The following is a 13821-nucleotide window of genomic DNA, read 5'->3' on the forward strand; positions in this document are numbered from 1 at the left end:
AATTCCCGCGCATTCCCCCGAGGCCCCCGATTCGATGGAACCCGCCCTGAAGCAGCGAGTGGTTGGTGCAGTTGTGTTGGTGGCATTGGCGGTGATCTTCCTGCCCATGCTGATCAAGGGCCCGGCGCCCGAAAGCGGCGTCTCCGATGTCCCCCTCGACCTCCCCGCGGCCCCGCAGGGCGACGGCAGCCTGCAGACCCGTGAATTGCCCCTGGTCGCGCCCGGTGCGGCGCCCACCAGCGGCGTGGTGGGCATGGATGCGAGCCAGCCCGAGGCCACGGCCGCGGATGGTGCGTCCACCGGCATGCAGCCGGCGGCGACCGCGGGCGGTGATTACGCGGTGACCTTCGGCCGCTACGCCACCGCCGCGGACGCGGACAAGGTCGTCGCCGCACTGCGCAACGCGCAGCTGCCCGGTTACCAGGAAGCGGTGAGCGACAAGGGTCGCGCCCTCTACGGCGTGCGCATCGGCCCGTTTGCCACGCAGGCCGATGCCGAATCCGCGCGCCTGCGCGCCGCGCAGGTGCGCGACGACGTCGGCGCCAAGGTGATCGCGCTGAATGCGGATGCGGCCAGCCCGGCCACCGCCGCGCCGTCGCCTGCGCCGGCCCAACCGGCCGCCTCGCAACCCATCGCCGCCGCCAGCGCGCCGGTATCCAGGCCCGAGCCGCTCGCCGAAACCCGTCCGGCCGCGCCCAAGCCCACCGCGCCGACCCCGGCCAAGCCCGTGGCGCCGAAGCCGGCTGCCCCGGCACCGGTCGCGACGACTGCAAAGCCCGTCGCGCCCGCGGCCGCCGGCACCGGCTTCGCCGTGCAGCTGGGCGCGTTCTCCAGTGCGGAGGAAGCGACCAAGCTGCGCGACCGCGCACGCGCCGCCGGCCTGCGCGCCTTCGTCGAATCCGTGCGCACCGACAAGGGCGTGCTGAGCCGGGTGCGCGTCGGGCCGGTGCTGACGCGCGCCGAAGCCGACCAGCTCAAGGCCCAGGTGGCCGCGAAGCTGGGCATCGGCGACGCGATCGTGAAGCCGCACCCGTAACGCGATTCGCGCCGGGCGTGGCAGGCAAGGGATGTAGGAGCAACAAGCCATGACGGCGTTGGACTGGATCTTGCTGCTGGTCGTCGGCGTGTCGGGCCTGCTCGGCCTGCTGCGCGGGATGATCGGCGTGGTGGTGTCGCTGGTGGCTTGGTTGCTGGCGGGACTGGCCGCATATCTGTTCGGCGGCGACGTGGGCCAGGGCCTGGTCACCGATGGCCAGCTGGGCTGGGGCGAATACCTGGGCGGTTATGCGCTCAGTTTCGCCGTCGTCTGGATCGCGGTGGCGCTGGTCGGGCTGCTCGTGCGCCGGCTCGCGCACGAGGCCGGGCTGTCGGGCGTGGATCGCCTGTTCGGCTTCGGCCTGGGCGTGGTGCGCGGCCTGTTCTTCGCCTGCGTGCTGCTGTTGCTGCTGGGCCTGACCAGCATCCCCGGCAAGCGCGCGTGGCAGGAATCCGCCGGCGTCGCGCTGCTGTCGCCGGTGGCGCACTGGATGCGCGGCGCGCTGCCGCCGTGGATGGCGCAGCGGGTGGACCTGGAAGGCCGCGGTGGCTCGCTGCAGGCGCAGGTGCAGACGCAGGCGCAACAACTCAAGCGGGTGCTGCCGGAAGGCTTGCCCGCGGCAATTCCGGACGTGCTGTCCGACGGCAGGCTGTCCGCTGGTGCGCTGCCGGACGCACTGCCCCAAATCCTGCCGCCGGCAGCGTCGCGCAAGACGCCGCCGGCGGATCCAACACTGGTTACCCCGGATCCACCCGCGAATGGCCCGCAGCCGGACGCGAAGCGGGTCCACTGACAACAAAGGTTCATCGCTATGTGCGGCATTCTCGGAATCGTCGGCAACACGGATGTCGCCGCCCAGCTCTACGACGGCCTGACGGTGCTGCAGCACCGCGGCCAGGATGCGGCCGGTATTGCTACTGCCGACGGCGGCAAGCTGCGCGTGCACAAGGGCAACGGCCTGGCCAGCGACGTGTTCGACGAGGACGCGATGCAGCTGCTGCAGGGCCGCTTCGGCATCGCCCATTGCCGCTATCCCACCGCGGGCTCGGAAGGTTCGGACGAGGCGCAACCGTTCTACGTGAATTCGCCGTACGGCATCGCGCTGGCGCACAACGGCAACCTGATCAACACCGACAAGCTGCGCCGCGAGGTGTTCGAGCAGGACCTGCGCAACGTCAACACCGAGTCCGACTCGGAAGTGCTGCTCAACGTGTTCGCGCACGAGCTGAGCCTGCAGAAGGCGCTGACGCCGGACGCCGTGTTCAAGGCGATCGAAGGCGTGAACCGCCGTTGCATCGGCGGCTACGCGGTGGTGATCTCGGTGCTGGGCCTGGGCCTGGTCGCGTTCCGCGATCCGCACGGCATCCGCCCGCTGGTGTTGGGCAAGCGCGCCGGCAAGAACGGCGCCACCGACGAATACGCCGTCGCCTCCGAATCCGTCGCCCTCGACCTGCTCGGTTTCGAGCGCGTGCGCGACGTCGGACCGGGCGAATGCATCGTGGTCACCGCGCGCGGCGAACTGTTCAGTCAGCAGACCGCGCCGGCACAGGTGCACACCCCGTGCATCTTCGAATACGTGTACTTCGCGCGCCCCGACTCGATGATGGACAACATCTCGGTGCACAAGGCGCGCATGCGCATGGGCCAGAAGCTCGGCGAGAAGATCCTGCGCCTGATGCCCGACCACGACATCGACACGGTGATCCCGATCCCGGACACCTCGCGCGATGCGGCGCTGGAAATCGCCAACGTGCTGGGCGTGAAGTACCGCGAAGGCTTCATCAAGAACCGCTACGTCGGCCGCACCTTCATCATGCCGGGGCAGGGCCAGCGCGCGAAGTCGGTGCGCCGCAAGCTCAATCCGATCCCGCTGGAATTCCGCAACCGCGTGGTGCTGCTGGTCGACGACTCGATCGTGCGCGGCACCACCTCGCAGCAGATCGTGCAGATGGCGCGCGACGCCGGCGCGCGCAAGGTCTACCTCGCCTCGGCGGCGCCGCCGGTGCGCTTCCCCAACGTCTACGGCATCGACATGCCGTCGGCCGAGGAGCTGGTCGCGCACGATCGCAGCGAGGAAGAAGTGCAGAAGCTGCTCGGTTGCGACTGGCTGATCTACCAGGACCTGGCCGATCTCGAGGAAGCCGTGTCCGGACCGAAGCAGCGCATGGAGCACTTCGACTCGTCCTGCTTCAACGGCGAGTACGTCACCGGCATCGAGGAAGGCTACTTCGACCGCATCAAGCAGCTGCGTTCGGACGAGGCCAAGAAGACCCGGCGCGCGTCGTAGGGCTTTGCGCGGGATTCGCAATATTGTCGTCATCCCGGCGAATGCCGGGATCCAGCCTTTGACGTTGCTTCGCCAATCAACGACACGGGCTGGGCTGAAACCCGAGAGCTGGATCCCGGCATTCGCCGGGATGACGATCAAAGACGATGAGTAAGTCGCTTTTCGAAGTCGCGCGATCCTGTCTCGACGCCGCGTCGCCCGAGGACAAGGTCGCGCGCAGTTTCGCTGCGGCGGAAGCCTTCCGTTGCGGCCAATTGCCGATACGCGGCGACGCCCCGGCACCGGAACCCATCCGCATGCCCGGCCGCCCCGCACGGCCGCAGCTGGTGCACCCGCGCGAACTGCCGCGCCGCGGCTTCGGTTCGAAGGAAGGCCTGGCGGCCTTCATCCATGCCGTCGCGCACATCGAGTTCAACGCGATCGACCTGGCGTGGGACGCCGCGTACCGCTTCCGCGGCCTGCCCGAGGCGTTCTACGCCGACTGGGTCGGCGTCGCCGTTGATGAAGCGCGCCACTTCGCGATGCTGCGCGAACGCCTGCAGCAGCTCGGATACGACTACGGCGACTTCGACGCGCACAACGGCCTGTGGGAGATGGCCGAGAAGACCGCGCACGATGGCCTCGCGCGCATGGCGCTGGTGCCGCGCGTGCTCGAGGCGCGCGGGCTGGACGTCACCCCGGGCATGATCGTGAAGCTGCGCTCGCTCGGCGATGCCGCGACCGCCGACATCCTCGAGGTGATCCTGCGCGAGGAGGTCGCGCATGTCGCGGCCGGTTCGCGCTGGTACCGCTGGTATTGCGAACGCGCCGGCATCGAGCCGCGCGCGCGCTTCCGCGAACTGCTGCGCGAATACGCCGGCGGGGTGCTGCACGGCCCGTTCAATACCGCGGCGCGGCTGGAAGCCGGTTTCGACGCCGACGAACTGCACAGCCTGCAGGCCGAAGCCGCCGCGGCCGCAGGCGTCACCGCCCGCTAACAGTCCCGCCGCCAGCATGCGGCCGTCCCGATGGAGCCGTATCCATGCGCCTTTCTCATTCGACCATCCTGCTGGCCGCCGTCCTGCTTCTGTGCGCCTGCCCGCGCAATACATCGACGCCCGCCGGCGACGCCCCAGCTAAGGAGGCTTCCGGCATGAGTGGTGACACGACGGCTCCGGCCAGCGCGCCGGAAACCCCGCAGGGCAAGCGCGCCGCGGGCCAGGAACACGCACCGGTGCTGGCCTTCCGCGGCTTCGGCACCGAGCCGTTCTGGAGCGCGCGCGTGGATGGCGACACGCTGGTGTTCTCCACGCCGGAGAACCAGGCAGGCACGACCATGCATGGCCGCCGCGTGCCGTCGCTCACCGGTTTCGTCTTCATCGGCAAGGACGGCGAGCGCGACTTCCACCTGGGCCTGACCCCGGGTGCATGCAGCGACGGCATGTCGGACAACCGCTACGACTACGTGGCGACCTTCATCCTCGGCGACACGACCTACAAGGGCTGCGGCGAAGCAGCGAAGTAGGGCGGGCTCGCCTGCCGACGACGGTCACCGCGCGAGCAAGCGCTTGCCGTCGGATGAGATGCAAAGCGGTGGGCTTGAGCCCACCCTACAGTGACGACAACCGAGCGTCGTCCTTCGATACACGCAGCACCGACCCCTGGTCGTACCAATCGCCCAGCACGATGCGCTGATGCGGCTTTCCGTCGATGTCCAGCTCGTGGATCGCCGGTCGATGCGTGTGTCCGTGGATCACCCGGCCGATGCCGAACTGCGCCAGCGTCGCGGCCACGGTCGGCGCGGACACGTCGGTGATGGTTTCCATCGTGCCCTTGTCCTGCAGCCCCGCCTGGTGCGCCTTGCTTGCCGCGCGCGCCTGCTGGGCGAACGCGAGGCGTGCGGCCAGCGGCTGCGACAGGAACTGCTGCTGCCACGCCGGATTGCGAACCTGCGCGCGGAACTGCTGGTAGGCGACATCGTCCGTGCACAGCGTGTCGCCGTGCATGACCAGGGTCGGCTCGCCGTACAGCAGGACCACGGCGGGGTCGGGCAGGATCGCCATCCCGGCGCGGCGCGCGTAGGCATCGCCGAGCAGGAAATCGCGGTTGCCGCGGATGAAGCGCACCGGCACGCCGGCGCCCGCCACCGCCTTCAGCTCGCGCGCGACGAAGGCGCCGGTTTCCGAGGGGTCGTCGTCGCCGACCCAGGCCTCGAACAGGTCGCCGAGGATGTACAGCGCATCGGCGCCACGCGCCTCTTCACGCAGGAAACGGCCGAACAGCTCGGTGACCTGCGGGCGCTCGGCATCGAGGTGCAGGTCGGAAATGAAGAGGGTGGTCATGCGGGCATTGTAGGACTGCGTTTTTCCGTTCTGATCCTGACACCATTGTTCACCACCGTCGGCCGCGCGCGCGGCTTCAGCCCTGGCATAACGGAAGCCTGTTCGCGGGCGGGTCGGCGATGAAGAGGGTGGTCATGGGCGCATTTTAGGCGACGCCGGGCCGGGGCCGTCCGCCTCCGCTAAAATTGCCGCTTCCGCCGCCGTACCCGAGCACCACGATGACCCGCACCCGCTTCGCCCCCAGCCCCACCGGTTACCTGCACATCGGTGGCGCGCGCACCGCGCTGTACTGCTGGCTGGAGGCGCGCCGCCACGGCGGCCAGTTCGTCCTGCGCATCGAGGACACCGACCAGGAGCGCAGCACGCAGGCGGCGATCGACGCGATCCTCGACGCGATGCAGTGGCTGGGCCTGGACTACGACGAAGGCCCGATCTACCAGACCCACCGCCTGGCGCGTTACAAGGAGGTCGCCGAACAGCTGGTCGCATCCGGCCACGCGTACTACGCCTACGAGACCAAGGAAGAACTCGAAGCCATGCGCGAAGCCGCGATGGCTGCGAACGAGAAGCCGCGCTACAACGGCGCGTACCGCGAGCAGGACGCTGGCTTCCGCGACGATCCCAACCGCGTCATCCGCTTCAAGAACCCGCTCCACGGCGTCGTGGCGTGGGAGGACAAGGTCAAGGGCCGCATCGAGATCAGCAACACCGAACTCGACGACCTGGTGATCTTCCGTTCCGACGGCTACCCGACCTACAACTTCGCCGTCGTGGTCGACGACATCGACATGCAGATCAGCGACGTGGTGCGCGGCGACGACCACGTCAACAACACCCCGCGCCAGATCAACATCTACCGCGCGCTCGGCAAGCCGGTGCCGCATTTCGCGCACCTGCCGATGATCCTCGACGAGCACGGCGCCAAGCTGTCCAAGCGCACCGGCGCCGCCGACGTGATGCAGTACCGCGAGATGGGCTACCTGCCGCATGCGTTGCTGAATTACCTGGTGCGCCTGGGCTGGTCGCACGGCGACCAGGAGATCTTCTCGATCGCGCAGATGACCTCGCTGTTCGACCTCAAGGACGTGAACGCGAAGGCCTCGCGCCTGGATCCGGCCAAGCTCGGCTGGCTCAACCAGCAGTACCTCAAGAGCGACGCGCCCGACGACGTGGCGAAGCACCTCGAGTGGCACCTGCTGAACAACGGCTACGACCTGGCCAAGGGCCCGAAGGCCGCCGACATCGTCGTCGCCCTGCGCGACCGCGTGCAGACGCTGAAGGACATGGCCGAACGCGCCGCGGTGTGGTTCCAGCCGCTCACGCAGTACGACGATGCCGCCGTCGCCAAGTACCTCACTGCCGCCGCGCAGGCGCCGCTGGCCGATGCGCGCGAGCGCCTGGCCAGGCTCGCGTCGTGGACGGCGGAATCGGTCGCCGCCGCGCTGCACGAGACCGCCGAAGCGCTCGGCATCGGCATGGGCAAGGTCGCCCAGCCGCTGCGCGTGGCCATCACCGGCACCCAGGTCAGCCCGGACATCTCGCACACCGTGTACCTGGCCGGGCAGGGCGAAGCCGTGGCGCGCATCGACGCGGCCCTTGCAAAGCTGCCCGTCGGGGCCTAAATCAGGGTCATGGGCCACAGCCACGCCTGCACCGACCCGCAACACCACGTCCACGACGGCGATGCCTTCGTGCGCGAGGTCGAGCGCGCGTGCGAGGCGCGGGGCCTGCGCCTGACCCCGATCCGCGCCAACGCGCTGCGGCTGATCGCCGATGCCGGCCGGCCGATCAAGGCCTACGACCTGCTCGACCAGATGAAGGCCACGCACGACGCCGCGGCACCGCCGACGGTCTATCGCGCGCTCGACTTCCTGCTCGAGCACGGTTTCATCCACAAGCTGGCGTCGATCAATGCGTACGTCGGTTGCCACCATCCCGGAGCGGCGCAGCACGCGGTGCCGTTCCTGATCTGCGATGGTTGCCAGTCGGCGACGGAACTGGAAGACGCGGCGATCGTCGATTCCCTTGATGCCCGTGCACGCGCACTGGGTTTCGTGCCGCAGGCGCAGACGCTGGAAGTGCATGGGCTGTGCGCGGACTGCGCGCGGAACGCTCCCGCGGATTGAATTAAGCCGCAGTGAGTGCCTTAGCGTTGTAGCCGGGTTTCATGCCGTCGCCGGTTGCACCGCCGTCCGCGCTTCGCGGATCGGCAGGTTCGCCACGGCGGCCAGCAGCGCCAGCACCAGGTCGGCGTACCACATCCAGGTGTAGCCGCCGAAGCGCTCGACCACGAGGCCGCCGACCCACGCGCCGAGGAAGCCGCCGATCTGGTGCGACAGCAGCGTCAGCCCGAACAGCGTGCCCAGGTAGCGCGGGCCGAACAGCTTGCCGACCAGCCCGGCCGTCGGCGGCACGGTGGCGAGCCAGGTCACGCCCAGGCCGGCCGCGAACAGGAAGAACGTCAGCGGCGTCGGCGGCGAAACCATGTACACCGCGATCAGCACGGCGCGGCTCGCGTACATCAGCGCGAGCAGGTACTTCATGCGATAGCGCTGGCCGAGCCAGCCGATGCCGAGGCTGCCGCCGATGTTGAACAGCCCGATCAGCGCGAGGCTGATCGCGGACACGCGCGGCGAGAGCCCGCACAGCGCGATTTCCGTCGGCAGGTGGGTGACGAGGAAGGCGATGTGCACGCCGCAGGTGAAGAAGCCGAGGTGCAGCATCCAGTAGCTGCGATCGCGCAGGGCGATGCGCAGCTGCTCGCGCAGGGTCATCCCCGCGGGCGCCGCGGCGGCGGTCGTCGCATGGGTAGCGGCGGCGCGACGGCGCAACGGCCAGGCCAGCGGCAGCGTCGACAACGCAGCGATCGCCAGCGCCCACATCGCCGCCGCCCAGCCGAACGCGCTGATCACGGCCTGCGTGAACGGCGCGAACAGGAACTGCCCGAGCGAGCCGCCCGCATTGATCACGCCGCCGGTCATCGAGCGCTTCGCCGCCGGCACCTGCTGCGCGGTCGCGCCGATCAGGACCGAGAAGCTGCCGGCACCGGCGCCGGCAGCGGTGAGCACGCCGAGCGTCAGCATCAGGCCCCATTCCGAATCGAAGAACGGCACCAGCGCGGTACCCGCCACCAGCAGCAGCCCGCCGAGCACGAGCACGCGGCCCGGGCCCTTCTGGTCGGCCACCGCGCCGAACACCGGCTGCACCGCACCCCACACGAACTGCCCGATCGCCAGCGCGAAGCTGATCTGCGCGATGCCCAGCCCGGTGGCCTTGCCGATCGGGCTGACGAACAGCCCCATCGACTGGCGGATGCCCATGGTCACCATCAGCATCGCGGTGGCGGCGAGCACCAGCGGCCAGTAGTGCGTGGAAGGCGGCGCTGCGGTCGTGCGGGTCGTGCTCATGCGGAGGGCCTGTCTTCGAGTTGCTGCATGGCGTGGTCGAGGTGGTGGTGCAGGGCGCCGACGCCGGCGGATCCCAGCAGCGCCTCGACGGCGTCCTGCGCCTGGCGCCACAGCGGCGCCGCAGTATCGAGCGCGGCGTGGCCGGCAGCGGTGACGCTGATGCAACGCTGGCGTCCGTCGCTGGCAACGGCCACGAATTCGATCCACCCCGCCGCGGCGAGCGGCTTGAGGTCGCGGCTCAACGTGGTGCGGTCCATGCCGAGCTCCCGCGCCAGCGCGCCGATCGGGCGCGGCCCGCGCGAGGCGCGACGCAGGATCGAGTACTGGTTGACGTTGAGGCCGGCCGGGGCGAGTTCGCGGTCGTAGCGCTGGGTCACCAGGCGCGACAGCTTGCGCAGGCGGAAGCAGGTGCAGAGCCCGGGTGGCGGGGCAGGCGGGTGCGTGGACATAAGGTGCATATACACCTATTTACCCGGTCGGGCGAGCTGAACAGCCGCGCCGGGCATGACGAGTCGCCTATTGACCGCGCGCCATGAGTGTTATGTTATTACATCGCGTCGCGTTCACCCTTCCTACAGAGCCCTCGATCCCATGCGGAAATCCCTGCTTGCCCTGTGCGTGCTCAGCGCGCTCGCCGCGCCGCCGGCGTTCGCCGATCCGGCCACCGATCGCCGCATCGAGGCGCTGGAGGCGCAGGTCAAGGCCCTGCAGGCCGAACTGCAGGCGATGAAGTCCCCGTCTTCCGCGGCGACGCCGACGACCCCGCCGGCCAGCAGCGAGCAGGCCGAAATCGATGCGCTCGCGGCGACGCCCGAACAGGCGCCCGAAGCGACGTCGACCGCAACCACCGATGCGACCGCGGCCGTCGCCGCATCCGCCGGCACGACCAGCGCCAGCGGCGCCAACGGCAACGCCTTCAACCCGGCGATCAGCATCATCCTCAACGGCAGCTACTCGCATCACTCGCTCGATCCCGACAACTACATGCGCGCCGGCTTTCCGCTGGTGGGCGAGGGCGGTCCCAGCGCGAACGGCTTCTCGCTCGGCGAGAGCGAGGTGTCCTTCGCCGCGAACATCGACGACAAGTTCTACGGCCAGCTGACCGTGGCGATGGAAAGCGAGGACGGCGAAGACCATCTCGGCGTCGAAGAGGCCTACATCGACACCACCGCGTTGCCGGCCGGCTTCAACCTGCGCCTGGGCCGCTTCTTCTCCAACATCGGCTACCTCAACAGCCACCACGCGCACACCGACAGCTTCTTCGACCGGCCACTGGCCTACCAGGCCTTCCTCGGCGGCCAGTACGGCGACGACGGCGTGCAGTTGCGCTGGGTCGCGCCGACCAGCCTGCTGTTCGAAGTCGGTGGCGAGGTGCTGCGCGGCCAGAACTATCCCAGCGGCGGCGCACAGGACGGTGGCCTCGGCACGCGCACGCTGTTCGCGCATGTCGGCGGCGACCTGGGGGTCGAGAACGAATGGCTCGCCGGCGTGTCCATGCTCAAGACCAGGACCGAAGGCGGCGAGGATGGCTTCAACGGCGACGCCAAGGTCTACGTCGCCGATGCGACCTGGAAGTGGGCCCCGCAGGGCAACTTCAAGGACGGCGGCATCACCCTGCGCACCGAGTATTTCCGCGACGACCACAACGGCCTCTTCATCGACCCGGAAGACGACACGCTCACCTCGGCGTGGGATAGCGCCCGCCGTGGCGGTTACGTCGAAGCGGTGTACCGCCTCAACCGCCTGTGGGACGTCGGCTACCGCTACGACAAGCTGTGGGCGGACGACAGCGGGCCCTACGCCAGCGATTTCGACCCGTCCCGGCACAGCGCCGAACTCACCTGGCGCAACAGCGAATTCAGCCTGTTCCGCCTGCAGCTGAGCCACGACAAGCCCAACGCGGACGACAACGACACCGCCGTCACCCTGCAGTACCAGACCAGCCTCGGCGCGCACGGCGCGCACAAGTTCTAACTTCAAGGGAACGCATCGATGAAAGCTCTTGCCATCCCCGCATTGCTGCTGGCCGCGCTGGCTTCCACGCCGGCGCAGGCCAAGCTCCGGGTCTTCGCCTGTGAACCCGAGTGGGGTTCGCTGGTGCAGGAACTGGCCGGCGACAAGGTCGACGTCGACGTCGGCACCTCCGCCCTGCAGGACGTGCACCAGATCGAAGCCAAGCCGAGCCTGATCGCCAAGGTGCGCGGCGCCGACCTGCTGGTGTGCACCGGCGCCGAACTCGAAGTGGGCTGGTTGCCGCAGCTGATCCGCCAGTCGGGCAATTCGAAAGTCGCCTCGGGCCCCGGCAATTTCATGGCCGCCGCGCAGGTGAAGACGCTGGAGAAGCCCACCGCGCTCGACCGCGCCTATGGCGACGTGCACCCGGACGGCAATCCGCACGTGCAGATGGATCCGCGCCGCGTGCTCGTCATCGCCAAGGCGCTCGATGCGCGGCTGGTCCAGCTCGATCCGGCCAACGCCGCGACCTACCAGCAGCGCCTGGACAGTTTCAGCAAGCGCTGGCTGGCGGCGATGTCGAAGTGGAAGGCGCAGGCGGCACCGCTCAAGGGCCGCAATGTCGTCGTCCACCACATCAGCTGGGTCTATCTGTGGGACTGGCTGGGCATCAACCAGATCGGCGCGCTCGAACCCAAGCCCGGCGTGCCGCCGACCAGCGCGCACCTGGCGGGCCTGATCGCCACCACCAAGAACGGCCACACGCTGGCGATCGTGCGTGCGGCCTACCAGGACGGCAAGCCGTCGGACTGGTTGTCGGGCCGCACCGGCGTGCCGGCGGTGGCGCTGCCGTTCTCCGTCGGCGGCGACGCGCAGTCGAAGGACCTGTTCGGCCTGTTCGATTCCACCATCAACAAGTTGCTGGATGCATCCCGCGCAGGAGCCGCCAAGTGACGCTCAACTGGGAAGGCCTCGACCTCAGCATCCTCGGTCCGGCGTGCGTCGCCGGGCTCGTGGTGCTGTCCACCCACGTGCCGCTGGGCAAGCAGGTGCTCTCGCGCGGCATCATCTTCATCGACCTGGCGATCGCGCAGATCGCCGGGCTCGGCGTGATCCTCGCCCAGTACCTGGGGATCGACGAGCATGGCCTGGGCGTGCAGGTTGCCGCCGCGGCGGCAGCACTGGCCGGTGCCGGTCTGTTGTCGTGGACGGACCGGCGCTGGCCGGAATACCAGGAGCCGCTGATCGGCACCCTGTTCGCGCTGGCGGCCACCGGTGGCCTGTTGCTGCTGGCCGACAATCCGCAGGGCGGCGAGCACCTGAAGGACCTGCTGGTGGGACAGATCCTCTGGGTCAGCTATGCGCAGCTGATTCCGGCGGCGGTGCTGTCGGCCGCGCTGCTGGTCTTCATGTGGCTGCGTGGCGGCAAGCTCGCCGGGTTGCTGTTCTACGCGCTGTTCGCCCTGGCGATCACCGCCTCGGTGCAGCTGGTGGGCGTGTACCTGGTCTTCGCCAGCCTGATCGTGCCGGCCCTGGCGACCGCCGGCATGCGCGGGCGCGGGCGCCTTGCGGCGGCCTATGCCATCGGCGCGGCCGGTTACATCCTCGGCCTGGGCCTGTCGGCCGTCCTCGACCTGCCCAGCGGCGCCATGATCGTGTGGACCCTGGCCGGCTGCGCGCTGCTTGCCCAGGCCATCCCCGCCGTACGCCGTTCGCACCCTGCCCATGAAACGGAGCAGGCCGTTTTCGACGCTGCGTCGTGACGGGGGAATCGGATGCAACTGTTACAATGTAACGAGATGAGCGATTTTCCCCGCCAACCCCGCCGTGCGACCCGGTTCCACCTCGACCGGCTGGGTGCGATCGGCTCGCTGCTGTGCGCGCTCCACTGCGCGTTGCTGCCGCTGGTGATCGCGGTGCTGCCGTCGCTGGGCGTGGCGGCCTGGCTGGGGGACAACTTCGAACGCGGCTTCGTCCTGTTCGCCACCCTGCTGGGCCTGTTCAGCGTGATCTGGGGCTACCGCCGGCACGGCGCGGTGCGGGCACTGGGCCTGCTGTTGCCGGGCCTGGCCGTGCTCTGGACCGGGACGCTGTACGACCCACTGCACCACGCCCTGGTGCCGCACGCCATCGCGATGACCTTCGGCGGCACCCTGGTGGGCCTGGCGCACCTGGCCAACCTGCGGCTCAACCACGGGCATATCCACGACGGCACCGACCGATGCTGCGCATCGGCCGATCCCAAAGATTTTGCTTAGCAAAATCTTTGGGCCCCGCTGTTCGCTTCCAATCCCCGCCCCTTCGGGGCGCCCCCTTGCTAAGGGGGTGCTTCTTCATGCTGTGCATGAAGAACCCAAGGTTTGCTGCGCAAACCTCGGGCCCGGCTATGTGCTCCCGATCCCCGCGGCTTCGCCGCGCCCCCTTACCAAGGGGGCTTTCCTCCAGCGAGTTCCCAGGGCGTCTGAGGGTGGGGCTCGGGTCGAGGGGGCGTGCTAGACTTCGCGGCCTCGCGCGCGTCGCGATTTCTCGACATCCCCGCACCCGGTGCGGATTTTTGACAGCTTCAGGAGTACGAACATGGGTAAGGGCGACCGCAAGACTGCCAAGGGCAAGCGTTACAACTCCAGCTACGGCAATGCCCGTAGCGCCAAGGCCGTGACCAAGGCTGCCGGCACCGCTGCCGCGCCGGTTGCGAAGAAGGCCGCGGCCAAGACCGTTTCCAAGGCTCCGGCGAAGAAGGCCGTGGCCAAGAAGACCGCCGCCTGAGGCGAGCTTCACGGAACAGAAAAAGCCCCGCATCGCGGGGCTTTTTTATTG

Annotated in this window: 15 protein-coding genes; 12 read left to right on the top strand and 3 right to left on the bottom strand. The window is 69.0% G+C overall.

Going from position 1 to position 13821, the window contains the following annotated elements:
- Positions 1–34: 34 nt before the first annotated feature.
- The 5 genes from H8B22_RS10685 (at position 35) to H8B22_RS10705 (ending at position 4827) form a co-directional block, all read left to right on the top strand.
- Positions 35–1036 (top strand): SPOR domain-containing protein, encoded by a 1002-nt coding sequence (locus H8B22_RS10685; protein WP_187711408.1) that lies wholly within the window; start codon positions 35–37, stop codon positions 1034–1036.
- A gap of 49 nt (positions 1037–1085) precedes the next feature.
- Positions 1086–1829 carry a CvpA family protein gene (locus H8B22_RS10690; protein ID WP_187711409.1) on the top strand — a complete coding sequence of 248 codons (744 nt, stop codon included), beginning with the start codon at positions 1086–1088 and terminating at the stop codon, positions 1827–1829.
- An 18-nt stretch (positions 1830–1847) separates the two neighbouring features.
- Positions 1848–3323, top strand: coding sequence for an amidophosphoribosyltransferase (gene purF / locus H8B22_RS10695; RefSeq protein ID WP_187711410.1), 1476 nt, complete (start codon positions 1848–1850; stop codon positions 3321–3323).
- Positions 3324–3469: 146 nt separating this feature from the next.
- Entirely contained in the window at positions 3470–4300 is an 831-nt protein-coding gene (locus tag H8B22_RS10700) for a ferritin-like domain-containing protein (protein ID WP_187711411.1), read from the top strand.
- Between the two features lie 155 nt (positions 4301–4455).
- Complete coding sequence (locus H8B22_RS10705) at positions 4456–4827, top strand: COG3650 family protein (protein WP_187711412.1); 372 nt, start codon at positions 4456–4458, stop codon at positions 4825–4827.
- 85 nt (positions 4828–4912) lie between these two features.
- Here H8B22_RS10705 and lpxH read toward each other — a convergent pair whose 3' ends face one another.
- A complete protein-coding gene (gene lpxH / locus H8B22_RS10710; protein WP_187711413.1) occupies positions 4913–5644 on the bottom strand; it encodes a UDP-2,3-diacylglucosamine diphosphatase in 732 nt (243 codons plus the stop codon).
- 218 nt (positions 5645–5862) lie between these two features.
- On the opposite strand from lpxH, the gene gltX reads away from it, so the two are divergent.
- Both gltX and H8B22_RS10720 read left to right on the top strand, forming a co-directional pair.
- Positions 5863–7266 carry a glutamate--tRNA ligase gene (gltX, locus tag H8B22_RS10715; RefSeq protein ID WP_187711414.1) on the top strand — a complete coding sequence of 468 codons (1404 nt, stop codon included), beginning with the start codon at positions 5863–5865 and terminating at the stop codon, positions 7264–7266.
- 9 nt (positions 7267–7275) lie between these two features.
- A complete protein-coding gene (locus H8B22_RS10720; RefSeq protein WP_187711415.1) occupies positions 7276–7770 on the top strand; it encodes a transcriptional repressor in 495 nt (164 codons plus the stop codon).
- A gap of 39 nt (positions 7771–7809) precedes the next feature.
- On the opposite strand, the gene H8B22_RS10725 is transcribed toward H8B22_RS10720, so the two are convergent.
- Together H8B22_RS10725 and H8B22_RS10730 are read right to left on the bottom strand one after the other, a co-directional pair.
- Complete coding sequence (locus H8B22_RS10725; RefSeq protein ID WP_187711416.1) at positions 7810–9051, bottom strand: MFS transporter; 1242 nt, start codon at positions 9049–9051, stop codon at positions 7810–7812.
- Positions 9048–9500, bottom strand: coding sequence for a MarR family winged helix-turn-helix transcriptional regulator (locus H8B22_RS10730; RefSeq protein WP_187711417.1), 453 nt, complete (start codon positions 9498–9500; stop codon positions 9048–9050). Before H8B22_RS10730 ends, H8B22_RS10725 begins: the two co-directional genes overlap by 4 nt.
- A gap of 142 nt (positions 9501–9642) precedes the next feature.
- On the opposite strand from H8B22_RS10730, the gene H8B22_RS10735 reads away from it, so the two are divergent.
- The 5 genes from H8B22_RS10735 to H8B22_RS10755 all read left to right on the top strand — a co-directional run bounded on the left by H8B22_RS10735 (position 9643) and on the right by H8B22_RS10755 (position 13770).
- Positions 9643–11025: a hypothetical protein gene (locus H8B22_RS10735; protein WP_187711418.1), complete on the top strand. Its 1383-nt coding sequence runs from the start codon at positions 9643–9645 to the stop codon at positions 11023–11025.
- Between the two features lie 18 nt (positions 11026–11043).
- Positions 11044–11958, top strand: a complete 915-nt coding sequence (locus H8B22_RS10740) for a metal ABC transporter substrate-binding protein (RefSeq protein ID WP_187711419.1) — start codon at positions 11044–11046, stop codon at positions 11956–11958.
- Positions 11955–12767, top strand: coding sequence for a metal ABC transporter permease (locus H8B22_RS10745; protein ID WP_187711420.1), 813 nt, complete (start codon positions 11955–11957; stop codon positions 12765–12767). Before H8B22_RS10740 ends, H8B22_RS10745 begins: the two co-directional genes overlap by 4 nt.
- Before the next feature lie 36 nt (positions 12768–12803).
- Entirely contained in the window at positions 12804–13262 is a 459-nt protein-coding gene (locus H8B22_RS10750; protein ID WP_187711421.1) for a MerC domain-containing protein, read from the top strand.
- Between the two features lie 319 nt (positions 13263–13581).
- The gene (locus tag H8B22_RS10755) at positions 13582–13770 is read left to right on the top strand and encodes a 30S ribosomal protein THX (RefSeq protein ID WP_187711422.1); all 189 of its coding nucleotides are present in this window, start codon (positions 13582–13584) and stop codon (positions 13768–13770) included.
- Positions 13771–13821: the final 51 nt, after the last annotated feature.

Source organism: Lysobacter terrestris, from assembly GCF_014489475.1.
Taxonomy (GTDB): Bacteria; Pseudomonadota; Gammaproteobacteria; order Xanthomonadales; family Xanthomonadaceae; genus Agrilutibacter; species Agrilutibacter terrestris.